This is a genomic window from Nocardia sp. NPDC058176, assembly GCF_042883805.1.
GTDB lineage: Bacteria > Actinomycetota > Actinomycetes > Mycobacteriales > Mycobacteriaceae > Nocardia.
This window is the reverse complement of sequence record NZ_JBHVVA010000001.1, coordinates 334,130-357,992: the sequence shown is the minus strand read 5'-3', so window position 1 is coordinate 357,992 and position 23,863 is coordinate 334,130. Positions and strand designations below refer to the sequence as shown.

The following is a 23,863-nucleotide window of genomic DNA, read 5'->3' as shown; positions in this document are numbered from 1 at the left end:
TCGCCGACCGCGCGGTTTGTCCGGCTCGGCACGGCGGCCCGGAATTTGCTGAGATGGACCGGTGCCGTCGTTCACTCCCCTGTCCCCCGAGTCGCTGGCCCGGCTGATCGCCGACCGGCTCGACGAGCTGCCGGGTCGCCGGGTGCTCGCCGTCGACGGCGCCGATGCCGCGGCGCCGATCGAGCTCGCCGACCGGATCGTCGACGCGGTCGCCGCCCGCGGCCGCTCGGCCGCGACGGTCTCGACGCACGATTTCGTCCGGCCCGCCTCGCTGCGCATGGAATACGGCCGCGACGACGAATGGTCCTATCGCACAGCGTGGTTCGACTACGACGCGATCGAACGCGAGATCCTCGGCCCGCTGCGCACCAGTGGGCGCTGGCTGCCCGCCCTGTGGGACGAGCACCGCGACCGTTCCGCGCGCGCGGCCGTGCGGGACGCCCCGACCGATCTGGTGCTCGTGCTCGCCGGTCCGATGCTGCTGGGCCGTGGCCTCGATGTCGATCTCAGTGTGCGGCTGGAGCTGAGCGAGCAGGCCGCGCTGCGCCGTACCCCGCCCGATCAGCAGTGGACACTGCCCGCGCTGCGCGATCACGCCGCCGAGAATCCCCAGACCGCGACGTGGACCCTGCGCTGGGACCATCCGGATCGCGCCGCGCTGCGCGTCGACTCCCCTCGGCGCTGACACCGAAAGGCCCCGGCCGGAACGAATTCCGGCCGGGGCCCTGGTGATCGACGATCAGGCGCAGGCGACCGATTCCTGACCCAGGTTGGTCAGCATGCCGCAGGCCCAGGTCTTCTGGACCTTCCACTTGCCGTCCTCGGCGACGAACGGCACGTCGACCACATTGGTCTGGCCGTTGATCGTGAAGTCGGCGGTGGCGTTCACGCTCTCGCCGAAGGAGGTCACGCCGGTCACCACGACCACCGCGCCTGCCTCCTGCGCGGCCACGGCCAACCGGTTCGGCAGTTCCGGATCGGCCTCGCCGCCCTGCACGAAGTCCAGCTTCTCCTCGTTCGGGATCGAGGGATCCAGCGCGGTGTTGAGCTGGGTGTTGAGCTCCTCGACGCTCGGCACGGGCGGCAGTTCGGCGGTCGCCGCGGCCGAGGTCGTCGCGTTGGCGCTGGTGGTCGTCGCGGTGGCGGTCGTGTCGCCCTTGTCGTCACTGCACGCGGTCATGCCCAAGGTGGCGACCACGGCCAGGGCTGCGATCGCGATACGTCCGGTCCTACGAAGCTTCATCCACTCGTCCTTCTGCGTCGGGGTTTCTCGCCCGGCGGGCGACGGCACGGACCGGCGCCACACGGCGACGGCCACGATGCCACGGCCAGGACGCTACCCAGCGATCTTGAAGAAACTCTGAGACTGTCAGCGCAGTCCGGCCACCGCGGCGACGAGTTCGGCATGGGTGGACTCGTCCGCGGCCGCGATCAGGCCGTGCGGTGCGGTGTGCAGCGGTTGTCCGGCCAGGCCGGTGACCACGCAGCCCGCCGCCTGACACACGGCGATCGCGGCGCTGAAATGCACGCTGTCGCGCAGGTCACCGCCGGTGACGTACCCGGCCCGCCGACCGGCCGCGACCCAGACCAGCGCCAGCGAGGTCGACAGCACGCGCGCGTGGAACCGGCCGGCGAATCCCTCGGCGTCCAGCAGCCGGGCCGGGCTCGACCACGGGAACGGATGGTCCAGGTCGACGTCGACGAGACTGCTGTCCGCCCGGGGTAGTAACTTCTGGTCACGACCGTCCCGGCGCAGCTGGGCGCCCGTCCCGTCCGTCCAGTACACGGTCTCGGCGAACGGTTCGCCCACCGCGGCGGCCCGCACCACATCCCCCACCCGCAGGGCGACATTCACCGCGACGAACGAGGTGCCGACCGCGAAGTTGCGTGTGCCACACAGTGGATCGATCAACCATGACCGCTCGACACCGACCGCCCCGGTGACTCCCGATTCCTCGCCGACGAAACGGTCGGCCGGACGCGCTGCCGTCAACACGTCGAGGATGGCACGCTCCGCGTCGAGGTCGGTCTGGGTGGCGAAATCATCGGCCTCCTTGGCGAACCGGGTGACCGGCGCGTGAAACGCCGAGCGAATCACCTGCGAAGCGACTTCTGTTGCGTGGATGGCGATTTCGATATCTGAATGGCGCACCGTTTCCAGGCTACGGACCGTGCGCCGCCGCGAGCGCCGAACACACACCGGTCCGGTCACGAATCACACCGGGCGAGGACCGCTGCCGGCCGCGACCGCACGCCATCAAGTGAATGCCAATTCCTGATCGAATGCCCGGTCCGGACGTGGCAGCGCCCCTGGCCGCGCGACTACCGCGCCAGATAGACCGCGAGTCCGAGCCCGAGCACACCCACCGTCACGCGCAGCACACTCGGCGGGATCACCTTCACCACCGGCGGCCCGCACCAGCCACCCACGAAAGCCCCCAGCGCCAGCCCCAGCGCGGCTCCCCAGTGCACCGGGCCGAAGATCGCGAACCCGACCGCGGCGACCAGATTGGCGATCCCCAGCAGGAAACTCTTGAGAACCGAAGCGCTCCACACCGATTCGGAGGTGCACAGCAGCATCAGCGACAGGTAGATCACCCCGGCGCCCGCACCGAAGTACCCGCCGTAGACGCCGATCAGCAGGACACCGACGGGCACGATCCAGGGCGCGCTGAGCTCACCGACGTGACGACGCACCAGCGGCTGCACCAGCAGCGCGATCGAGGCGAGGACGACGAGGAACGGCACGATGATCTCGAACGCCTCGGCGGGCGCCACCAGCAGCGCGAGCGCACCGAGCAGACCACCGACCGCCGAGAGCACCGCCCAGCGCACCAGCGTGGCACCGCGGTCGAGGAGTTCGCGGCCGGAGTTCGCCGTCGCCCCCACGCCGACGGCCACCATCGCGACCGTGTTGGTGACATTGGCCGAGACCGGCGTCAAGCCGACCGCGAGCAGCGCCGGATAGGACACGATCGAGGCCATCCCGGTGACGAAACCGATCAATCCGGTGAAGAATCCCGCGACGACCAGCAAGAAGAAGTCGAGCACGGTCACGGACCGACTGTACGGTACGCCCACGTGGTAACGACCTCAGGGCGAGCGGACCCCCCTCGCCCATGCCACGATGACGGAGTGCAGACGACCCTGTTCGAGCCCGGCGAACCGACCGGACGACACCGACTCGATTCCAACACCGTGGCCCGGCTCGACGAGGTCACCGGCTTCGCGGACCTGGCCGCGGCGCTCGCCGACGCACGCGCCGCGCATCCGGACGCCCGGATCCTGTGCACTCTCGACGATCTCGACCAGTGCGTCTACACGAGCATGCACGCCGGCCACCGGCTCGACGACGACGCGAACTGGGACGAGGATCCCTACGACTTCGACGATCCCGCCGCCGTGCACCGCGTCGAGAACGCCAGGGTGGCCCGCATCGCGGCGCTGCTGGACGACCCCGACCACCAGGTCGACTGGGCGAGCCTGGCCGAGACCCGCGCCGCGACCGAGGACGACCTCACCGCGCTGGTGTCCGCCAATCGCGCACCCGATCGCGCCATCGACGATGTCGTCCTGATCCAGCGGGTCCCCGTCGACCGCGACGATCTCGCCATCGCCGGAATCCCGAACGGCTACTTCGCCGACGACTGGGACATCTTCGCCAATCACGCCGTCATCCGGCGGCTGGCCGGGCACGGCTACCGCCACCTCGCCGTCGGCGCCTCGCTGCTCGGCTTCGTCCGGTCGACGCCGCCGTCGATCGAGCGGGCCGCGGCGGTCGTCACCGATCTCATCCACCTCTACGGCACCCCGGAGTCCATCGCCTGGCACGAACTGGCGCTGCTGCTGCCGACGCGACGGTTGCTGCTGGTCGGCTACACGGAGAACTTCGCCGACGCGGTCGACGCGGTGCCCGAGGACCCGCGGGCCGAATAGGCAGCTCAGGTGAGCGCGTGCACCATGCGCGCGACGAGCGTTCGTGTCCGGTCGAACGACGCCTCGCCCACCGCAGGCGTGCCGACCACCGAGCGCAGCACGCCGAGCCCGATCAGCAGCGCGCCGATCATCTCGGCGCGCAGTTCGGCATCGGGTCCGTCGAGCCGATCGGCGAAATCGCGCAGGTAGCCGTCGCACAGCTGGGCGCGAAGTTGATCGCGGACCGCGTCGTGGCTCGCCGAGCGCAGCATGGCCAGCAGGGGATGTTCGCCGCCGAAGGCCGACCAGTCCTGGTACACGACGTCGTGCAGCAGCGCGTCGGCGATGCTGACGACCGGCCGGTGCGGGTCGGCGGCCACCCCCGTGGGGATCTCCACCCGCATCGCCTCGGCGTAGAGCTGCTTCTTGGAGCCGAAATAGCGCGAGACCAGGGCCGGGTCCACACCGACCTGGGCGGCGATCTCGCGCAGGCCCGTCCCGTCGAAACCCTGTGCGGCGAACCGGATGCGCGCGGCATCGAGCAGGGCGGCGCGAGTGGCGGCGCGATCACGGCGCCGAGGTGCGGGTTCCGTCATGAAGTCATGCTAAGTCATCAGATGTTGACTTGCCTTGTCGCCCGTTCCTACCCTCGAAGTCATCGGCCGATGACTGAAACCCAGAGCGATTCGAGGAGAACGGAATTCGATGCGCACGTATGTCATCACCGGCGGCACCGACGGCATGGGCAAGGGCCTCGGCCTACATCTTCTGCAACGCGGCGATCGCGTGATCGCGGTCGCCAGCAGCACCGCCAAAGGCGAAGCCTTCACCCGGGAAGCCGCCACACTCGGCGCGAGCGAACGCGCGGAGTTCGTCCAGGCCGATCTGAGCACACTGGCCGGAATGCGGTCCGCGCTCGCCCGGATCACCGCCACAACCGAGACGCTCGACGGCCTGGTGTTCGGCGCCCAACGCTTCCGCCCCCGCCGCGAGGAAACCGAGGACGGCTACGAGTTCACCCTCGCCCTCCACTACCTGAGCCGCTACACACTCGGCCACGGCCTGATCGAAGCACTGGAACGCACCCGGACACCGGTCATCCTGAACATCTGCGGCCCCGGCGGCATGCCCGGCCGCATCCACTGGAACGACCTGCACCTGCACGAGAACTACACCGGCACCCGCGCCGCCATGCAGTCCTCCCGCGCCAACGACCTCCTCGGCATCGCCTTCCCCCAACGCCACCCCACCGCCCACACCCGCTACATCCTCTACAACCCCCTCATGGTCCGCACCGCAATGGCCGACCCCCTCCCCACCCCCCAGCGCCTCCTGACCAGAGCCGCCGGATACCTCGTCGGCCAACCGGTCCACAAAGCCGTCCCCCCACTGACCCGCCTCCTCGACGAACCCCCCACCGACCCCGTAACCGCCTTCCGCCGCCGAACCCGACTCCCCTTGACCGGCAAGGACTTCGCCCCGGCCCAGGCCACCCGCCTCGACGCGATCACCGCGGAACTCGTCCGAGGCTGAGCTGGGCCTGGCCTGCCCCCTCCGTCAGCATGGAAACGTCCGGCGGGCGTCGCAGATCGCGACGCCCGCCGGACGGATTGTTCAGTGCCCGAACAGGATCGGGCGTCGGGTCACCAGCCGCGCTCGGCCAGGCGGTGGGGCTGGGGGATGTCCTCGACGTTGATGCCGACCATGGCTTCGCCCAGGCCGCGGGAGACCTTGGCGATCACGTCCGGGTCGTCGTAGAAGGTGGTGGCCTTGACGATGGCGGCGGCGCGCTGTTCGGGGTTGCCGGACTTGAAGATGCCGGAGCCGACGAAGACGCCCTCGGCGCCGAGCTGCATCATCATGGCGGCGTCGGCGGGGGTGGCGATGCCGCCCGCGGTGAACATGACGACCGGGAGCTTGCCGGTCTCGGCGACCTCGCGGACCAGCTCGTAGGGGGCCTGCAACTCCTTGGCGGCGACGAAGAGCTCGTCGGGCGAGAGCGAGGTCAGCCTGCGGATCTCGCCGCGGATGGTGCGCATGTGGGTGGTCGCGTTGGACACGTCGCCGGTGCCGGCCTCGCCCTTGGAGCGGATCATGGCCGCGCCCTCGGTGATGCGGCGCAGGGCCTCGCCCAGGTTGGTGGCGCCACAGACGAAGGGAATGGTGAAGTTCCACTTGTCGATGTGGTTGGCGTAGTCGGCGGGGGTCAGCACCTCGGACTCGTCGATGTAGTCGACGCCGAGGCTCTGCAGGACCTGCGCCTCCACGAAGTGACCGATGCGCGCCTTGGCCATCACCGGGATGGAGACGGCGGCGATGATGCCGTCGATCATGTCCGGGTCGCTCATCCGGGAGACGCCGCCCTGGGCACGGATGTCGGCCGGAACCCGCTCGAGCGCCATCACGGCCACCGCGCCCGCGTCCTCGGCGATCTTGGCCTGCTCGGGGGTGACCACATCCATGATCACGCCGCCCTTGAGCATCTCGGCCATGCCGCGCTTCACGCGGGCGGTGCCGACGGTGTTGGTGGTCTCAGGCGTAGTCACGGCTGTCTCCTGTGTCATGTGCGCCAATCAGGTCGCTCGTTATGGACACGTTGATTCTAGAACCGCGCGAAATCGGTCTTCATAGCCAGTTGGGGTGCACTGGCCTTGCCACGACCAGCGGCGATGCAGACGCCGCCCCCGCTGGCCTGCTCGAGTGGCCATGGTGGGCCGGCTAACGGATCGAGCGCACCACGTGTTCGGTGTCGTCGGTGGCGGCGGTGACGGCCTCGGCGAGCAGGTCGTCGAGGTGGTAGGGGTAGACCGCCTCGCCCGCGGCGTCGAGTGCGCGGATCTCGGCGGGGCCGCACCAGCGGTGGTCGGTGATCGTGCGCCGTTCCAGGGCGGTGAGCTGGGCCGGACGCCATTCGAAGTTCGGCGCGCGCAGCGTGTAGAACAGTTCCTCGGAGCGGATGAGTTCGCCGTTGAACGGGAACACCGCGACGCGGCGCCACAGCGGCCCGCGCAGGCTCGCCGGGTCGACGCGCTGCCCGGTCTCCTCGTGGATCTCACGCACCGCCGCGTCGCGCAGGCTCTCCCCCGGCTCGACCCCGCCACCGACGGTGAACCAGAACGCGACCTCGGGGACCATCGGATCGTGGCCGCGCAGCAGCAGCACCCGATCCTGCTCGTCGAGCAGGACCACCCGCGCCGAGGTGCGGGTGGTGTGCACCTCGAGGCCGGTGGCGGCGGCAGGCGTCGCGCGTTCGGTGATCTCGAAGTAGTGCGGCAGCGGCGCGGTGCCGCCCAGGTGCAGGACCCGCACCGGACGGCGGGTGCGCAGGGCGAGGGTGTCGCGGACGGCGTCGTTGTGGAAGCGTCGCGCGATCAGCACCCTGGCCTCGGCGTCGGCGAGTTCGGCCACCAGCTGCGGGCGCAACTGTTCGATGTCGACCAGGGTCAGCGCGGACGACAGCTGGTTCTCGACCGTCTCCCGGTCGCCGCGATCGGCGCGTTCGGCCCGATCGGCCAGCGCGGCCAGCTGGGTGGCCCGCTCGGCGCGCAGCGGATCGGTGCTCACGGGTCCCGCGACGGCCATCGCCACCGCACGGGCCACCACGGCCCGCCGGGCCAGTGCCGCGTCGAGTGCCTGCCAGGACTGGTCGGAGCGCACGTGCAGCCGGTCGAGCCGGTTGGCGGTCGAGTACGCCCAGACACCGAGTGCGAGCACGAGCAGGGCGATCAGCCCGAGAACGAGGACGGTGGTCGCGGAGAAGGTGATCATCCGGCGGCCCGCACCCTGGTGTCGCCGACGGTGACGGTCTCGTACACGCGCAGGATCTGTTCGGCCACCACCGGCCAGTCGTAGGCGGCGACCACCTGGGTCGCGGTGCGCACCAGCCGATCCCGGGTCTCGTCGTCGGTGAGCACGGTGTCGATGGCGTTCGCCAGCGCCGCGGAATCACCGATCGGGGTGAGCAGACCCGCGGTGCCGTCCCGCAGGACCCGCCGGAAGGCGTCCAGCTCGCTGGCCACCACCGGGGTGCCCGCGGCCATCGCCTCGATCAGGATGATGCCGAAGCTCTCGCCACCCAGGTTCGGCGCCACGTAGACATCGGCACTGCGCAGCGCGGCGGCCTTCTCCGCGTCGGAGACCTGCCCGAGGAAGCGCAGATGCCGCGCGTGCGCACCGGCCTCGCGACGCAGCCGCTCCTCGTCACCGCGTCCGACGATCAGGATCTGCACGTCGGGATGGTGGCCGACCAGCGCGGGCAGCGCGCCGAGCAGCACGTCCATGCCCTTGCGCGGTTCGTCGTAGCGACCGAGGAACAGCACCGTCTTCCCGGGGCGCGGATACCCGTCGAGGGTTTCCCCGCGCGCGAACGCGGACACGTCGACGCCGTTGGGGATCTCCACCGCGTCCGAGCCCAGCGCCTCGACCTGCCAGCGTCGCGCCAGCTCCGACACCGCGATCCGGCCGCTGATCTTCTCGTGATACGGACGCAGCACACCCTGAAAAGTGCTCAGCACCAACGACTTCGTGGTCGAGGTGTGGAAGGTCGCCACGATCGGGCCCTCGGCGATCTTGAGCGCCAGCATCGACAGGCTCGGGGCATTGGGTTCGTGGATGTGCAGCACGTCGAAGTCGTTGCTGTCGATCCAGCGCCGGATCCGGGTGTAGGCCATCGGGCCGAACGACAGCCGCGCCACCGACCCGTTGTAGGGAATCGCCACGGCCCGGCCCGCCGAGACGACGAACTCCGGCAGCGGGGTGTCGTCGGAGGCGGGGGCCAGCACACTCACCTTGTGCCCGCGTTCGATGAACACCCGGGCCAGCTCGACCACATGGGCCTGTACACCGCCGGGAACGTCGAACGAGTACGGGCAGACCATGCCGATCTTCACCGGATGCCGCCGCTCTGGTTCGCGTTGATGCGCGCCAGCCGCTCCGGGGAAAGGTCCGACTCCCAGAGTGGTTGCAGCATGTGCCAGTCGGCCGGGTGCTCGGCGATGTTCGCCGCGAACCGGTCGGCCAGCAACTGCGTCGTCGCCGCGACACCACCCGAGGTATCCAGTGGCGCACTGGTTTTCAGGCCCCACCCCTCGGTGCCGTCGGCCTCGGTGGTGAACCACGCGTGCACCGGCTGCAGCGACGCACCGGTCTCGATGGCCAGCTTGGCCGCGCCCGCAGGCAGCCAGGTGCGCTCACCGAAGAAGTCGACGGGCACGCCCTTGCCGGTCAGGTCGCGCTCACCCATCAGGCAGACGATCCGATTCTGGCGCAGCCGCTCGGCGAGTGCCTCGAACGGCGGCTGTTCGCCACCGGTCAGCGGGAACACCTCGAAGCCGAGGCTCTCCCGGTAGGCGACGAACCGTTCGAACAGCGACTCCGGCTTCAGCCGTTCGGCCACCGTGGTGAAGTTGTCGTAGTGCTGCACCAGCCACACACCGGCCATGTCCCAGTTGCCGGAGTGCGGCAGCACCAGGATGACGCCGCGGCCGTCCTCGAGTGCCGCGTCGAGGTGCTCCAGTCCGCCGACGTGGTAGTCGATGGTGCTGTGATCCATGCTCGGCAGCCGGAACGCCTCCCGCCAGTACCTGGCGTAGGAGCGCATGCTGGCACGCATCAGGTCATCGGGCACCTCGTCGGGACCGACGCCGAGCACACGCGCGAGATTGCGGCGCAGCTGCACCGGCCCTCCACCCTTGACGGCCCGGTCGGCCCCCAGGTCGAACACCTTGCGAACCAGCGGTTCCGGTGCCGAACGCACCAGCCGCCAGCCCGCGGCGTACCCCCAGTCGCTCAACCGATCGCTCAGCGTCACGACGCCGCTCCCCCTGTCGCGTCCTGTTCCTGCTGCTGCGGTGCGGGCGGGATCACCAGGCGCGCACCGGGCGAGCGGCGCACGGCCAGCACCCGCTGGAACACCGTGACGATGCTCAGCACCGCCAGTACCCACATGGCCACGTACACCGCGTAGGTGAGCCACTCGATCCCCCAGTGCCCGCCGATGCCGGTGAGCCCGGCGCCGACCAGCACGATCACGAGGCGGTCGGGCCGTTCGATCAAGCCGCCGTCGGCGGACAGCCCGCTCGCCTCGGCGCGCGCCTTGGCGTACGAGATCACCTGCGAGGTGACCAGCACGATCAGCGTCGCGGCCAGCAGCTGCTTGCTGTTCTCGTGGTAGACCGCCCACCAGGCCAGCCCGGCGAAGATCGCGCCGTCGGCCACCCGGTCGCAGGTGGCGTCGAGGACCGCGCCGTACTTCGTGCCGCCGCCGCGGGCCCGGGCCATCGCGCCGTCGAGCATGTCGAACATGACGAACAGCCAGATGACCATCGTGCCCCAGAACAGGTGTCCGGTGGGGAACAGGGTCACCGCCGCGGTGATCGTCGCGGCGGTGCCGATCAGGGTCATCGCGTCCGGGGTGAGCCCGGTACCGACGAGCGCCTTGCCCAGCGGCGCAGTCGCTTTCGCAAACGTCTCGCGGCCGAAGAAGCTGAGCACGTACTTATTCCTCCCACGCCTCCGCCAGCAGCTGCCGCGTCTCACGCAGCAACTGTGGCATCACCTTCACCCCGCCGACCACGGTGATGAAGTTCGCATCCCCGCCCCAGCGCGGCACGATGTGCTGGTGCAGATGGTCGGCCAGCGAACCACCGGCCACCCCACCGAGATTGAGCCCCACGTTGAATCCGGCGGGTCGTGAGACCCGTTTCATCACGCGAATGGCCTGCTGGGTGAAGGCCATCAGTTCCGCGCTCTCGGCGGTCGTGAGGTCCTCCAGGTCGGCTACCCGACGGTACGGCACCACCATCATGTGCCCTGGGTTGTACGGGTACAAGTTGAGCACGGCGTAGACGTTCTCGCCGCGCGCGATGATCAACCCGTCCTCGTCCGACATCTTCGGGATGTCGGTGAACGGATGCCCGGTGGCGTCCTTGGGCTTGACCTCGCCGGTGATGTAGGACATCCGGTAGGGCGTCCACAGCCGCTGCAGCCGGTCCGGATGGCCCGCCCCGGCGTCGACGATCGAACCCGCCGACGCCTCCGAGGCGATGGACTCGCTCATGACGTCGGCGCCTGGTCGATCTCGAAGCCTTCGGCGGTGGGCGAGGCATTCTCCCGATTGCCGATCCAGCGCACGATGGTGGCCACCGCGTCGGCGACCGGCACCCCGTTGACCTGGGTGCCGTCGCGGAACCGGAAGCTCACCGCGCCCGCCTCCACATCGCGGGCACCCGCCAGCAACATGAACGGCACCTTCTGCGCGGTCTGGTTGAAGATCTTCTTCTGCATCCGGTCGTCGCTGCGGTCCACCTGGGCCCGCACCCCCGCGTCCTGCAGCTGCTCGATCACCGAATCCAGGTGCGGGGCAAAGTTTTCCGCCACCGGGATGCCGACCACCTGCACCGGCGAGAGCCAGGCCGGGAACGCGCCGGCGTAGTGCTCGGTGAGCACGCCGAAGAAGCGCTCGATGGAGCCGAACAGCGCGCGGTGGATCATCACCGGCTGCTGCTTGGTGCCGTCGGAGGAGGTGTATTCCAGGTCGAAGCGCTCGGGCAGGTTGAAGTCGAGCTGGATGGTCGACATCTGCCAGGTGCGGCCCAGCGCGTCCTTGGCCTGCACGGAGATCTTCGGACCGTAGAACGCGGCGCCACCCGGATCGGGCACCAGGTCCAGGCCCGAGGCCAAGGCCACCTTGGACAGGGTCTCGGTGGCCTCTTCCCACAGCTCGTCGGAGCCGACGAACTTCTTCGGGTCCTTGGTGGACAGCTCGAGGTAGAAGTCGTCGAGGCCGTAGTCCTTGAGCAGCGAGAGCACGAAGTTCAGCGTGCTGGTGAGCTCCGCGTGCATCTGCTCCTTGGTGCAGTAGATGTGCGCGTCGTCCTGGGTCATGCCGCGCACGCGGGTCAGGCCGTGGATCACGCCGGACTTCTCGTAGCGGTACACCGAGCCGAACTCGAACAGCCGCAGCGGCAGCTCGCGGTAGGAGCGGCCGCGCGCGCGGAAGATCAGGTTGTGCATCGGGCAGTTCATCGGCTTGACGTAGTAGTCCTGGCCCGGCTTGCGCACGGTGCCGTCCTCGTTGAGTTCGGCGTCGAGGTGCATGGCCGGGAACATGCCGTCGCGGTACCAGTCCAGGTGCCCGGAGGTCTCGAACAGCGCGCCCTTGGTGATGTGCGGGGTGTTGACGAACTCGTAGCCCGCGGCGATGTGGCGCTGGCGCGAGTACTCCTCCATCTCCTTGCGGATGATGCCGCCCTTGGGGTGGAACACCGGCAGGCCGGAGCCGAGCTCGTCGGGGAAGGAGAACAGGTCCAGCTCGAGGCCCAGCTTGCGGTGGTCGCGGCGCTCGGCCTCGGCCAGCAGGTGCAGGTACTCCTCCATCGCCTCGGTCGATTCCCAGGCGGTGCCGTAGATGCGCTGCAGATCCTCGCGGTCCTGGTCACCGCGCCAGTAAGCGGCCGAGGAGCGGGTGAGCTTGAACGCGGGGACGAACTTGGTGGTGGGGATGTGCGGGCCGCGACACAGGTCGCCCCAGATCTTCTCGCCGGTGCGGGGATCGAGGTTGTCGTAGATGGTCAGCTCGTTGCCGCCGACCTCCATGATCTCGGGATCGTCGATGCCGGACTTGTCGCTGATCAGCTCGAGCTTGAACGGCTCCTTGGCCAGTTCGACGCGGGCGTCCTCGACCTCGATGACGCGCCGCGAAAAGCGTTGCGCGCCTTTGACGATCTTCTTCATCCTGGACTCGAGCTTGGCCAGATCCTCCGGGGTGAAGGGGCGCTCGACCTGGAAGTCGTAGTAGAAGCCGTCCTTGATCGGCGGGCCGATGCCCAGCTTGGCCTCGGGGAACTCCTGCTGCACCGCCTGGGCCAGCACGTGCGCGGCCGAGTGCCGGATCACGCTGCGGCCGTCCTCGGTGTTCGCGGCGACCGGCTCGACCTCGACGTCGACCTCGGGGGTCCAGGACAGGTCCTTGAGCGCGCCCTCGGCATCACGGACGACCACGATCGTGTCCGGCCCCTTTGTCGGCAGGCCCGCTTCCCGTACCGCGGCACCGGCGGTAGTCCCGGCCGACACCCGGACGAGGGCGACAGGACTGATGGGTGCAGAGGTGGTCACGGGAATGCTCTCCTTGACATCGTGCCGGGTCGTTCCGGCGGGTACGCAGGGTCTCCTCCTGCGCCGCCCATGCTATCGGGCGGGCCGTCCGGCGGTGTCGATGACCTCGGACCGCGTGTTGATCAGCGGCGACGATGCCACTCGCACCTGTTGCCACCGAGGTTCCCTGCCGCTATGGTTCATTACATGACTAACGAACCATCCAACCGGGGAGGTTGACGATGCTCGAGGACGGCAAGCCGCTCTTCCTGCAGGTCGCGGAGATGATCGAGAACTCGATCATCGACGGATCACTGCCGGAAGAGGCGCAGGCACCGTCGTCGAACGAGCTCGCCACCTTCCATCGGATCAACCCGGCGACCGCGGCGAAGGGGCTCAACCAGCTGGCGGCCGACGGGATTCTCTACAAGAAACGAGGGATCGGCATGTTCGTCACGCTCGGCGCCCGGACCGTGTTGCGGCAGCGCCGGCGGGAACGCTTCGCCGTGCAGTACATCGATCCCCTGATCGCCGAAGCGGACAAGCTCGGGATCGGCGTCGACGAACTGAAGATCATGCTGGACAAGCGAGAGGGGGCGCGATGAGCGCCGCGATCATCGATCCGACCGTGCGAGACACCGAGATCGTGGTGTCGACCCGGGGATTGACCACCCGCTTCGGGTCGGTCACCGCACTCGACGACATCACCGTCGACCTGCGGGCCGACACCATCTACGGTCTGCTGGGCCGCAACGGCGCGGGCAAGACCACGCTGATGCAGACGCTGACCGGCCAGATGTTCCAGACCAGCGGTGAGGTGCGGGTCTTCGGGCAGGTTCCGCACGAGAACACCGAGGTCCTGCGCGGCATCTCGTTCATCAAGGAGAGCCAGGCGTATCCGGCCGAATACAAGGTCGAGCACGTGCTCGCCGCGGCACGGCATCTGCTGCGCGACTGGGACGAGGACTTCGCCCGGGAACTGGTGCGCGACTTCGATCTTCCCGTCGACCGCAAGGTCAAGAAGCTCTCCCGCGGCATGACCTCCGCGCTCGGTGTCGTCGTCGGGCTGGCCTCGCGGGCACCGCTGACCTTCTTCGACGAGCCCTACCTGGGTCTGGATGCCGTTGCCCGGCAACTGTTCTACGACCGGCTGCTGGCCGATTACGCCGAGCACCCACGCACCGTCATCCTGTCGACCCACCTGATCGACGAGGTGGCCGACCTGCTCGAACACGTCCTGCTGATCGATCGCGGGCGCCTCATCGTCGACGCGAGCGCCGACGAGCTGCGCGATTCGGCGCTGACAGTGGCCGGGTCCGCCACCGACGTCGACCTGTTCCTCGGCGCACGGCCCGAACTGCGCCGCGAGAGCCTGGGCAATCAGGTCAGGGTCACCGCGCGCACCGCGAATGCCACCGAGGACATCGCGCACGCGAAATCGCTCGGCCTGACGATCGAACCGGTGTCGCTGCAGCAGCTCATCGTCGAAACCACGAATCTGGAACGAAAGGACGCGTGATGATCGCCCGCGCACTGTCGGTAGCCCGCATCCACGCCGTCGCCTGGCCGATGCTGATCGCCTGGCCGCTGGGCATCCTGGCCCTGGCCTTCGCGATCCCGTGGGTGATCTTCTACCTGGTCGACACCGACGAATCGAACTTCACCGGCAGCGTCTCGGCCCTGCTCGGCCTGACCCTGGCGTTCTATCTCGGCTCGATGACGCAGACGTTCCCGTTCGCGCTGGGGATGAGTGTCACGCGCCGCGACTATTACGTCGCGACGCTGCTGGTGGCCGCCGCCCAGGTGGTCGGGTTCGGCACCCTGCTGACCGTCCTGGCGATGATCGAAGACGCCACCGGTGGCTGGGGTGTGGGTCTGGTGATGTTCGGTGTTCCCGGCTATTTCACCTCGAGCTGGCTGCTCCAGTTCGGAACCAATCTGGCGATCGTCGCGCTGGTCGCCGGGGCGGGCATGCTGATCGGCGCGGTCTATCAGCGCTGGCGGGTGATCGGGTTCAACACCCTGGCCGCCACGGTCCTGCTGACCGCCGGTATCGCGGCCATCGTGATCACCTGGCAGGAGTGGTGGCCCGAGGTCGACCGCTGGTTCGTCAACACACCGCGGGTCGTGCCGATGGTGGTGTTGCCCGCCGCGATCGCGCTGACCTGCCTGCTCGGCACCTGGCGGGTGATGCGTCGCGCGACCGCCTGACACGACACGGCCCGGTACCGCGCGGTACCGGGCCATCGTGTGTTCGGTTGTGGAAGTGGTGTCGCGCCGGTGGGCTCGCTACCCGGGATTCAAGACCGGGCGCGGGCCGCGTCCGCCAGCAGCGCGGCACGCTCGGCCGGCGGACGTTTCGGGCAGCTCGTGCACATCTGGCACCCCGCGACCTCGTAGACCAGGCAGCAGGAGGCGCGCTTGACGAAGGCGCGCCCACTCACTGTGACGAACCGCGGGGTGGGCAGCCGGGTGCCGAGGTCGGCGGCCAGCCTGGTCGCCGCCTCGGGCGCGCCGGCGTCGAGTGCCCGGTTGCCGATGGCATCGGCGACGACCGCCCACAGCGACGGTGCCCCCGCGCCCGAGACCGCCGCGACCTGGGCGATCACCGCGGTCAGCGTCTCACGCAAGGCGGCCGCGACCGCCTCGTCGGCGTCGGCGCCGCGCACTCCGCCCACATCCGAGCGCACCGCGCGTCCGGTGTCGTCGACCGCCACCCGCCGGAACTCCGTGTGATCGACACCGCCGTCAGGGCGGACCTCGCAGTCGAAATCATCGAGCGCGGCGATCGGCGCCGGGGAACCCGCCGCGTAGGCCCGCGTGATCTGGTCGACCAGGCTCGAGGCGACCATGCACCACCACAGAGTGCCCGCCACCCGTGGGGTCTCGGTCCCCCAGGACCGCCCCATCTCACCGATCCGGGCCGACACCCACGCGGGGTCGGTGAGCCGGTGCCCGGGAACGCTGCTCACGACATCAGGGGACTGCGCAACCACGACCAATCGACTCCGATCCAGCCTGCCACCATGGAATAGGTACCGAGCAGCCACAACGTCGCCACGACGAGGGCGAAGGTGGCCATCGCGCCCAGCACCCTGATCCCCCAGCCGCGCGAGGTGTACCAGTCCATGACGATCCGGTACTTGCCGCGCACCCAGGTGAGAGTGTGGTGGGCCCAGACGAATTCGGTGGCCAGGATGCCGAACCCGGCGAACACGAGTGCCCAGCCGGGTCCCGGGTACGGGATCGTGATGATCCCGACCAGCAGCACCACACCACCGACCACGCCGACGATGATGCGATAGCCGAAGTTCAGGGTAGGGCGGCGCGAGATGCCTGCCCGGAAGGCGCGCCCGCGCTCTTTGAGCGCCGTCCAACGAGACGGGGATCCGGGGGAATCCGCCGGATCCCCGGTGTCGGCGCGGACGGCGTCGGCGGTCGGCTCGCTGATCATCTTTCCAGCCTACGAGCCGACCGCACGGGTCGCCCGCCGCCCGATCACACTGTGACGGCGACCTCGTCGTCGATGGTTCGCACACCGTCGACGGTCACCTCGATCACCCGCGCGCCCGCGATGTCGAAGAACAGCCCCGACACCGCCAGCCCGCGCTCGGCCACCGCGCGGCGCACCGCCGGATGCCGGTCCAGCGTCTCGAGCTGCACTGCGACGTTCACCATGCTCAGCTGGTCGATCTCGTCGAAGCCCGCCGCCCTGGCCGCCCGCGCGACCGGATGCTCGGCGTGGAAGCGTTCGAGACTGGGCGCGGCGTGCTCGAGCCAGGAGCTCAGCCCGCCGTCGGCGTCGGCACCGGTGTAGACCGCCTTCATCGCACCGCAGGCCGAGTGCCCGCACACCACCACCGAGCGCACCGCGAGCTGTTCGAGAGCGAACACCAACGCCGCCTCGACCGAGTCGTCCCCGCTGGTCGGCACCAGATTGCCCACATTGCGGACGGTGAACAGGTCACCGGGACCGCTGGAGGTGATCACATTGGGCACGATTCGTGAGTCCGCGCAGGTGAGGAAGAACGAGTCCGGATCCTGCCGGTCGCGCAGTTCGTCCAGGTGCGGACGCACCACGTGGGCGTGGCTGCGGTGGAAGGCGGCGACGCCCGCGGTCAGCGCGTCACTGCCGGACTTCTGGTGCCGCCACGGGCCGAGGAACTCGTCCCACACCTGTCGCCCGAAGCCGCGCGCGGGCGGCGCGGCCGCGGCGCCGGCCATCCGGGCACTGCCGATCTCGACGAAATCGACGCACCCGCCACTGCTCTCCTGCTGCCGCTGCCAGTCCTCGATCGCCTCGGAGGCGGCGTGGTCGAGGAAGTCGACGGTCATCTCCACCGTCACATCGGCGCCCGCGGGCACCTTGGCCAGCTCGGCCGACAGTCGCGGCAGGGCGAGGAAGGTGCACGAACCGTCGATGCTCACCACCCACCGCTGCCCCAGCGGCGACGCCTCGACCTGCACGCGCACCACCCGCCACAGCAGCAGCCCGAAGGCCAGCGCGAGCCCGATCAGCACGCCTTCGAGCAGGTTCAAGAACACCACGCTCGAGACCGTGACCAGGTACACCAGCAGGTCGCCGGTGCGCCGGGCCAGCCGGATGTGGGCCAGTTTCACCAGCTGGATACCGATCACGATCAGCAGCCCGGCCAGCGCCGCCGTCGGGATCTGTTCGACCAGGCCGACCAGCGCGACCGAGAACAGCAGGATCCAGCAGCCGTGCATGACCGCCGAGGCGCGAGTACGGGCACCCGCCTGCACATTGGTGGCACTGCGCACGATCACGCCGGTGACCGGCAGACCACCGATCAGGCCCGAGAGCACGTTCGCCGAGCCCTGGCCGATGAGTTCGCGGTCGAAGTCGGTGCGCGGACCGGTGTGCATCTTGTCCACGGCCACCGCCGAGAGCAGGCTCTCCACGCTGGCGATGAGCGCGATGGTCAGCACCATCATCGCGACGGCCGACCAGCCGCCCGAGGGCAGTTCCGGCAGCTGCAGCGCGTCGAACAGCGAGCCGCTGAGCACGATCCGTTCGACGCCGGCGGGCAGCACCAGCGACAGCACGGTGCCCGCGAGCACCGCGACCAGGGGTCCCGGCACCGCGCGCAGCTTCGGCGGCACGTACTTCCAGCCGAGCATCACCGCGATCACCACGGCGCCGACCAGCGCGTCACCGCCCTGCAGCGACACCAGCTGACCGGGCAGTTCGGCGAGGTTGCGCAGCGCGGTGCTGTGCGAGGAGCCGCCGAGCAGCACATGGATCTGCTGCAGCGCGATGGTGATGCCGATGCCTGCCAGCATCGCGTGCACCACCACCGGCGCCACCGCCAGCGCGGAGCGCGCGATCCGGCTCAGGCCGAACAGGATCTGTAACACACCGGCCGCGACCACGATGAAACAGGTGACACGCCAACCGAATTGCGCAATGGATTCGGCCACCACCACGGTCAGCCCGGCCGCGGGGCCGCTGACCTGGAGGACCGAGCCGCCGAGCGTACCGGCGACGACACCGCCGACCACGGCGGCGATGAGACCGGCGGCGACCGGAGCGCCGGAGGCGACCGCGATGCCGAGCGAGAGCGGCAACGCGACCAGGAAGACCACGATGGACGCGGGCAGATCGTGACGCAGCAGCGTCTGCTGCCACAGGGGACGGGGCGGAGCGAGATCGTTCTCTACAGACATGACTCTCCTTCGCCGACTCGGCGCGGACCCAGCCGCGAACCGGCTTCTCACGGTGAAGCAAAGGACCCCGGTGCAACGGCGAACCGGGCGGGGATGCGAACCAACCTATTGGTAAAGATTTGGCAAAACCAGTGTGCCGCAGAAAGAGTGGGTGTCGCCATAAGCGCCGCCTCGCTGTGGGTTGGCCCACAACGAGGTTTACTCAGACCGGCTCGGCGGCGATCCGGCCGTGCACGTCGTCGACCTCGCCGATGCCGTCGGCGGTGACCTCGATCACCCGCGCGGTGGCCAGATCGAAGAACAATCCCGACACCGCGACGCCGCGTTCGGCCATCCCGGCACACACCGCCGGATAGTCGATCAGCGTCTCCACCTGCCGGGCCACATTGACCATGCCCAGCTGATCGACCGGACCGAAACCGGCCAGCCGGGCCGCCTCGGCGACCGGATGGCCGCGATGGAACGCCGCCAGCGTCGGCTGGGCGTGCGCGAGCCAGTCGTCGAGCCCGGGACCGGCCTGCACCTGCCCGTACAGTGCCTCCATCGCACCGCAGCCACTGTGCCCGCACACCACCACCGAGCGCACGTCGAGCTTGTCGAGGGCGTAGATCAGCGCCGCCTCCACCGAGACGTCGCTGCCGCCCACCGGCACGAGATTGCCCACATTGCGAACGGTGAACAGGTCGCCGGGACCGCTGTTGGTGATGACATTGGGCACGATCCTGGCATCGGCGCAGGTGAGGAAGAAGGTGCCCGCGTCGGGCCGGTCGCGCAGCCCGTGCAGGTGCGGGCGCAGCAGGTGCGCGTGCCCGCGGTGATAGGCCGCGATGCCCGCCGCGATCGGGTCGACGCCGCCGGTGCGCCGCCACGGCCCGATCGCCTCGTCGATCACCTTGCGCGACTGACCACGCTCGGGTGGCGCCGCCGCCGCGCGCGCCATCCGCGCGGTCCCCATCTCGACGAAATCGACCGTACTGCCCTCTTTTTCGCGATGGTCGGCCCACTCCGCGATGGCCTCGCAGGCCGCGTGATCGAGGAAGTCGACGGTCATCTCCACCGTCACGTCCACCCCGGCGGGCACCTCGGCCAGCTTCGCCGACAGTTTCGGCAGCGCGAGGAACGTGCACGAGCCGTCGATGGTGACCAGCCAGCGGTCGGCGCCCGGCACCGGTGTGGCGGTGATCGTCACCTTCGCGACCCGCCACAGCAGCAGGGCGAACGCCAGCGCGAGCCCGGCCACCACGCCCTCGAGCAGGTTGCCGAACACCACCCCCGACACCGTGACGACATAGACCAGCAGATCACCGGTGCGCAGTGCCCGCTTGATGTGGGCGAGCTTCACCAGCTGGATGCCGATCACGATCAGCAGCCCGGCCAGCGCCGCCTTCGGAATCTGTTCCACCACACCGACGAGCGCCACCGAGAACACCAGGATCCACACGCCGTGCAACACCGCCGAGGCCCGCGAGCGCGCACCGGCCTGCACATTCGTCGCGCTGCGCACGATCACGCCGGTCACCGGCAGGCCACCGGCCAAGCCCGACAGCACGTTCGCCGAACCCTGACCGATGAGTTCCCGGTCGAAATCGGCCCGTTCCCCACCGCGCATCCGGCCGACCGCCACCGCCGAGAGCAGGCTCTCCACGCTCGCGATGAGCGCGATGGTGAGCACCGTGAAGGCCACACTCCACCAGGGAGCCGCCGGGATCTCGGGCAGCGACATGGCATCGAAGAGCGAGCCGTTCAACATGATTCGCTCGATGCTGGTCGGCAGCACGAAGGCCAGCCCGACCCCGGCCAGGATCGCGACCAGCGGGGCGGGGACCACCCTGATCCGCGCCGGCACGAACTTCCAGCCGAGCAGGATGGCCATCACGGTGCCGCCGACCACCACGTCGCCCCACCGCGCGGTCCGCAGCCCCTCCGGCAGCGCGGCCAGATTGGCCAGGCTCCTACTGCTCGACACCCCGCCCAACAGCACCAGGCTCTGCTGCAGCGCGATGGTGAGACCGATCCCGGCCAGCATCGCGTGCACCACCACAGGCGCCACCGCCAGTGCGGCCCGCGCGATCCGGCTCAGCCCGAACAGGATCTGCAGCACACCCGCCGCGGCCACGATGAAACAGGTGGCCCGCCAACCGAACTGGTGGATGGTCTCGGCCACGACCACGGTGAGCCCCGCCGCCGGCCCGCTCACCTGCAACACCGAGCCACCGAGCAACCCGGCAACAATGCCGCCGATCACCGCCGCGATCAACCCCGCCGCGACCGGCGCACCCGAGGCCACAGCGATCCCGATCGACAACGGCAGCGCGACGAGGAACACCACGATCGATGCCGGAACATCGTGCCGGAGTATGGATCTCAGAAAATCGTGCGGCGAGGACCGCTCTGTCGCGACGGGCACGCCCGGACCATTGTCGGTAGCCATCATTCTCCTTCGCCGGGGCCACAGGCGCCCGGTTCATCGGTCGAACATGTACTGGCAATAGATGCTGAGCTGCGAGAAACGACCCAAGACACAGGGTCTGGCCAATAGTAAAGAACTACCCAAGCCTATGGAAAGTTTCGTGCCGAATCGCGATCCAACTGTGACGTGCACCACACGCTATGAATCGCGGGCGGACCTCGCGCGCCGGCCGGGTCGAGTTACCTCACCCGATCTCGACCACCCGCGCCCAGGCGGGTGGCCGGTCCGGCACGTAGTCCGGATTGTCCTCTCTCCAGGTGCTGTTCCGGTGGAACAGGCCGACGACGGTGCGGCAGTTGGGACGCGTTGTCGGCCAGGGTGTTTGACCGTCGGTCAGGGCCACGACGACGTCCGGGCGGGTACGCAGGGCTCTGTCGAAACCGGTGCGCAGGTCGGTGCCGCCACCGCCCACCAGGGCCATGCCCTCGGCGCGGCACAGCGGCTCGGCGATCCGGGCTGCGGTGTCGCAGGAGATGACGGTGACCAGGTCGCGGCGGCCGCCGACGGCCTGGGTGATGGCGCCCACTTCCAGTAGGGCACTGCCGAGTTCGGCGTCGCTGACCGAGCCCGAGGTGTCGATGACGACGGCGACCCGGGGCGGCATCCGGCGGAGGCTCGGCAGGACGACCCCGGGCAGGCTCGCCGAGCGCCGGGCCGGTCGTCCATAGGTGTAGTCCGCGCCGACGCCGGGGGCCGAGACGGCCGAGCGCAGTGCCGCGCCCAGCAGTTGCCGCCAGGGTTGGGGCGGGTGCAGGGCTCGGTCCGCCCAGCGCCGCCAGCCCTGGGGTGCGTTTCCCGGTCGGCCGACGATGCCCTGCGCCACCCGGAAGCGGACCGCGTCGCGTTCCTGTTCGCTGAGTCCGTCGATGCCATCGGGCCCGAGTTCCCAGTCGCGGTCGAGGCCGTCGGCGCCGCTGCCACAGTCGAGCCAGGCCAGCTCCTGAGTGAGGGGCCCCAGGGTGAACTGGCCCAGGTAGTCCTCCATGAGCTCGCCCGCGGCCAGACCCAGGGTCGCGGGCATGACCGCGCCCTTCGGCCAGACCAGTCCGTCGCCGAAGATGTCGTCGTTGATCTCGGCATCCGCGGCGATGTTCATCCGCAGCCGCTCCCCCGGGCCGGTCAGTTCGTGCGCGTGGGCGTAGCGGTCACTGCGCCCGTGATGGTCGCGCAGCAGATGCGAGACCTCGTGCACCAGCACCGAGGCGAGTTCCTCCTCGGGCATGTAGTTCACGAACGCGGGCGAGACGTAGCACCGCCAGTGCTTGTCCACCGACATCGTCGGCACCTGGCGCGACTCGACGATGTGCAGCGCGTACAGCGCCGTGGCGAGATAGGGGCGAGCCGAAACCGCCTGCAGCCGAGCGGCATACAGCTTCTCGTAGTCCAGCCCCGCGAGCTGTGCGGTCATCGGCGCACCTCGACGACCCGGGCGGCGGCGCGTTCGGCGCGCTGGGACACCGACACCATGTCGGCGAGATGTTCGATCGAGGCCGGGACCTCCCAGTTGTCCCGGCGCAGAGCGGCCAGGGTCGTCGCGGGCACGACCACCAGATCGGGAGCTCCGGTGGCCACCGCCTTGGCCAGCAGTTCCCATGCCGCCTCCCACCGCAACTTGTCCGCCTTCCGGCGCACCGCCGCCACCACGCCGTCGAGCACGGCCTGACGCAGGTCACCGCGCTCCGGCAGCTCGGCGGACGCCGGATCGGCGAGCAGATCCTCCGGATCGGGCAGATCCATCCGGTCGATGCTGGTGAGCAGTTCGAACCCGGGCCCATCGCCCACGGTCCCGCGCACCAGCAGCGAGAGCACATCGCGGCTCACACCCGCCGCGGTGGCGAAGGCGATCAGCCGCAGCGTCATCTCCCAGCTGCGCGGCGACGCCCAGGCACCACCCCGGCGGGTTTCGGTGGTGGGCATCTGATGCACCAGTTTCGGCCGGGCCGCCAACAGCGTGCACACCGCTCGACGAGCGAAACCCACTGCTTCCGTCAGCTTTTCGGGATCGAGCCGGGGCAGCGTCGCGCGCGGCCATGTTCCGCCGAGACCACGGACGACCACGTCGTGGTCGTGAATCCACTGCAGGTGCACGAACCGGTTCGCCAGCGGCGGGCTCAGCTCCCAGCCATCGGCAGCCGAGGAGCGCGGGTTGGCCGCCGCGACGATCCGGACACCCGGCGGCAACGTCAACGCGCCGATCTGCCGTTCGAGGACCAGGCGCAGCAGCGCGGCCTGCACGGCAGGCGGTGCGGTCGACAATTCGTCGAGGAACAGCAGACCGCGCCCGGCCTTGGCGAGCTTCACCGCCCAGTCCGGCGGCGCCATCGGGACACCCTGCGCGGCCGGATCGTCGCCGATGATCGGCAGACCCGAAAAGTCCGACGGCTCATGCACACTCGCGATCACCGTGGTCAATGGCAGATCGAGCGATTCGGCAAGCTGCGTCAGCGCGGCGGTCTTACCGATGCCCGGCTCGCCCCACAGAAGCACCGGCAGGTCGGCGGCGACGGCCAGGGTCAGTGCCTCCAGTCGCGTGTCGGGGCGGGGTTCGGTGGAGACTTCGCCGAGCAGAGCAAGCAGGTCACCGGCGACGTCGAGCTGGGAGTCGAGGACCGGGAGCGGAGGGCAAGAAGTAGTCATGGGGAATCACCTTTGGGTAGAGGGGAATTGGAGGTAAGCGGTGCTCTTCGCCGACATCGC

The 23,863-nt window shown here is 69.4% G+C and carries 23 protein-coding genes; 6 read left to right on the top strand and 17 right to left on the bottom strand.

Going from position 1 to position 23,863, the window contains the following annotated elements; genetic code table 11:
* Positions 1 to 61 precede the first annotated feature (61 nt).
* Positions 62 to 685: a hypothetical protein gene (locus ACFVVM_RS01650; protein ID WP_387611905.1), complete on the top strand. Its 624-nt coding sequence runs from the start codon at positions 62 to 64 to the stop codon at positions 683 to 685.
* Between the two features lie 54 nt (positions 686 to 739).
* Here the strand turns inward: ACFVVM_RS01650 and ACFVVM_RS01645 are convergent, their stop codons facing one another.
* From ACFVVM_RS01645 to ACFVVM_RS01635, 3 genes are all read right to left on the bottom strand, one after another.
* The gene (locus ACFVVM_RS01645; RefSeq protein ID WP_387611902.1) at positions 740 to 1,243 is read right to left on the bottom strand and encodes a hypothetical protein; all 504 of its coding nucleotides are present in this window, start codon (positions 1,241 to 1,243) and stop codon (positions 740 to 742) included.
* A 126-nt stretch (positions 1,244 to 1,369) separates the two neighbouring features.
* Positions 1,370 to 2,152: an inositol monophosphatase family protein gene (locus ACFVVM_RS01640; RefSeq protein WP_387611899.1), complete on the bottom strand. Its 783-nt coding sequence runs from the start codon at positions 2,150 to 2,152 to the stop codon at positions 1,370 to 1,372.
* A gap of 170 nt (positions 2,153 to 2,322) precedes the next feature.
* Entirely contained in the window at positions 2,323 to 3,057 is a 735-nt protein-coding gene (locus ACFVVM_RS01635; protein ID WP_387611896.1) for a sulfite exporter TauE/SafE family protein, read from the bottom strand.
* A gap of 78 nt (positions 3,058 to 3,135) precedes the next feature.
* Between ACFVVM_RS01635 and ACFVVM_RS01630 the strand changes: the two genes are divergently transcribed.
* The gene (locus ACFVVM_RS01630; RefSeq protein WP_387611894.1) at positions 3,136 to 3,936 is read left to right on the top strand and encodes a hypothetical protein; all 801 of its coding nucleotides are present in this window, start codon (positions 3,136 to 3,138) and stop codon (positions 3,934 to 3,936) included.
* 5 nt (positions 3,937 to 3,941) lie between these two features.
* Here the strand turns inward: ACFVVM_RS01630 and ACFVVM_RS01625 are convergent, their stop codons facing one another.
* The gene (locus tag ACFVVM_RS01625; RefSeq protein WP_387611891.1) at positions 3,942 to 4,511 is read right to left on the bottom strand and encodes a TetR family transcriptional regulator; all 570 of its coding nucleotides are present in this window, start codon (positions 4,509 to 4,511) and stop codon (positions 3,942 to 3,944) included.
* A gap of 109 nt (positions 4,512 to 4,620) precedes the next feature.
* On the opposite strand from ACFVVM_RS01625, the gene ACFVVM_RS01620 reads away from it, so the two are divergent.
* A complete protein-coding gene (locus ACFVVM_RS01620; protein WP_387611889.1) occupies positions 4,621 to 5,448 on the top strand; it encodes an SDR family NAD(P)-dependent oxidoreductase in 828 nt (275 codons plus the stop codon).
* Between the two features lie 110 nt (positions 5,449 to 5,558).
* Here ACFVVM_RS01620 and pdxS read toward each other — a convergent pair whose 3' ends face one another.
* The 7 genes from pdxS to thrS all read right to left on the bottom strand — a co-directional run bounded on the left by pdxS (position 5,559) and on the right by thrS (position 13,029).
* Positions 5,559 to 6,479 carry a pyridoxal 5'-phosphate synthase lyase subunit PdxS gene (pdxS, locus tag ACFVVM_RS01615; RefSeq protein ID WP_387611886.1) on the bottom strand — a complete coding sequence of 307 codons (921 nt, stop codon included), beginning with the start codon at positions 6,477 to 6,479 and terminating at the stop codon, positions 5,559 to 5,561.
* Between the two features lie 154 nt (positions 6,480 to 6,633).
* Complete coding sequence (locus ACFVVM_RS01610) at positions 6,634 to 7,680, bottom strand: NUDIX domain-containing protein (RefSeq protein WP_387616703.1); 1,047 nt, start codon at positions 7,678 to 7,680, stop codon at positions 6,634 to 6,636.
* Positions 7,680 to 8,804, bottom strand: coding sequence for a glycosyltransferase family 4 protein (locus ACFVVM_RS01605; protein WP_387611883.1), 1,125 nt, complete (start codon positions 8,802 to 8,804; stop codon positions 7,680 to 7,682). The genes ACFVVM_RS01610 and ACFVVM_RS01605 overlap by 1 nt, the downstream gene beginning before the upstream one ends.
* Positions 8,801 to 9,724, bottom strand: a complete 924-nt coding sequence (locus ACFVVM_RS01600; RefSeq protein WP_387611880.1) for a phosphatidylinositol mannoside acyltransferase — start codon at positions 9,722 to 9,724, stop codon at positions 8,801 to 8,803. Before ACFVVM_RS01600 ends, ACFVVM_RS01605 begins: the two co-directional genes overlap by 4 nt.
* Positions 9,721 to 10,407, bottom strand: a complete 687-nt coding sequence (pgsA, locus tag ACFVVM_RS01595) for a phosphatidylinositol phosphate synthase (protein ID WP_387611877.1) — start codon at positions 10,405 to 10,407, stop codon at positions 9,721 to 9,723. The genes ACFVVM_RS01600 and pgsA overlap by 4 nt, the downstream gene beginning before the upstream one ends.
* A gap of 4 nt (positions 10,408 to 10,411) precedes the next feature.
* The gene (locus ACFVVM_RS01590; RefSeq protein ID WP_387611874.1) at positions 10,412 to 10,972 is read right to left on the bottom strand and encodes an HIT family protein; all 561 of its coding nucleotides are present in this window, start codon (positions 10,970 to 10,972) and stop codon (positions 10,412 to 10,414) included.
* Positions 10,969 to 13,029, bottom strand: coding sequence for a threonine--tRNA ligase (thrS, locus tag ACFVVM_RS01585; RefSeq protein WP_387611871.1), 2,061 nt, complete (start codon positions 13,027 to 13,029; stop codon positions 10,969 to 10,971). Before thrS ends, ACFVVM_RS01590 begins: the two co-directional genes overlap by 4 nt.
* A gap of 221 nt (positions 13,030 to 13,250) precedes the next feature.
* Between thrS and ACFVVM_RS01580 the strand changes: the two genes are divergently transcribed.
* Genes ACFVVM_RS01580 through ACFVVM_RS01570 form a run of 3 tightly spaced genes read left to right on the top strand, consistent with a single transcriptional unit; the run spans position 13,251 to position 15,219 of the window.
* Positions 13,251 to 13,613, top strand: coding sequence for a GntR family transcriptional regulator (locus tag ACFVVM_RS01580; RefSeq protein WP_387611868.1), 363 nt, complete (start codon positions 13,251 to 13,253; stop codon positions 13,611 to 13,613).
* The gene (locus tag ACFVVM_RS01575; RefSeq protein ID WP_387611865.1) at positions 13,610 to 14,527 is read left to right on the top strand and encodes an ABC transporter ATP-binding protein; all 918 of its coding nucleotides are present in this window, start codon (positions 13,610 to 13,612) and stop codon (positions 14,525 to 14,527) included. Before ACFVVM_RS01580 ends, ACFVVM_RS01575 begins: the two co-directional genes overlap by 4 nt.
* On the top strand, positions 14,527 to 15,219 hold the full coding sequence (locus ACFVVM_RS01570; RefSeq protein ID WP_387611862.1) for an ABC transporter permease: 693 nt from the start codon (positions 14,527 to 14,529) through the stop codon (positions 15,217 to 15,219). Before ACFVVM_RS01575 ends, ACFVVM_RS01570 begins: the two co-directional genes overlap by 1 nt.
* Before the next feature lie 89 nt (positions 15,220 to 15,308).
* Here ACFVVM_RS01570 and ACFVVM_RS01565 read toward each other — a convergent pair whose 3' ends face one another.
* From ACFVVM_RS01565 to ACFVVM_RS01540, 6 genes are all read right to left on the bottom strand, one after another.
* Positions 15,309 to 15,980, bottom strand: a complete 672-nt coding sequence (locus tag ACFVVM_RS01565) for a (2Fe-2S)-binding protein (RefSeq protein ID WP_387611859.1) — start codon at positions 15,978 to 15,980, stop codon at positions 15,309 to 15,311.
* On the bottom strand, positions 15,977 to 16,462 hold the full coding sequence (locus ACFVVM_RS01560; RefSeq protein WP_387611856.1) for a TIGR02611 family protein: 486 nt from the start codon (positions 16,460 to 16,462) through the stop codon (positions 15,977 to 15,979). Before ACFVVM_RS01560 ends, ACFVVM_RS01565 begins: the two co-directional genes overlap by 4 nt.
* Before the next feature lie 44 nt (positions 16,463 to 16,506).
* Positions 16,507 to 18,696 (bottom strand): SulP family inorganic anion transporter, encoded by a 2,190-nt coding sequence (locus ACFVVM_RS01555; protein ID WP_387611853.1) that lies wholly within the window; start codon positions 18,694 to 18,696, stop codon positions 16,507 to 16,509.
* 202 nt (positions 18,697 to 18,898) lie between these two features.
* Positions 18,899 to 21,127, bottom strand: a complete 2,229-nt coding sequence (locus tag ACFVVM_RS01550; protein WP_387611850.1) for a SulP family inorganic anion transporter — start codon at positions 21,125 to 21,127, stop codon at positions 18,899 to 18,901.
* 223 nt (positions 21,128 to 21,350) lie between these two features.
* Positions 21,351 to 22,574 carry a VWA-like domain-containing protein gene (locus tag ACFVVM_RS01545; RefSeq protein ID WP_387611847.1) on the bottom strand — a complete coding sequence of 408 codons (1,224 nt, stop codon included), beginning with the start codon at positions 22,572 to 22,574 and terminating at the stop codon, positions 21,351 to 21,353.
* Positions 22,571 to 23,803, bottom strand: a complete 1,233-nt coding sequence (locus ACFVVM_RS01540; RefSeq protein WP_387611845.1) for an AAA family ATPase — start codon at positions 23,801 to 23,803, stop codon at positions 22,571 to 22,573. Before ACFVVM_RS01540 ends, ACFVVM_RS01545 begins: the two co-directional genes overlap by 4 nt.
* Positions 23,804 to 23,863 lie beyond the last annotated feature (60 nt).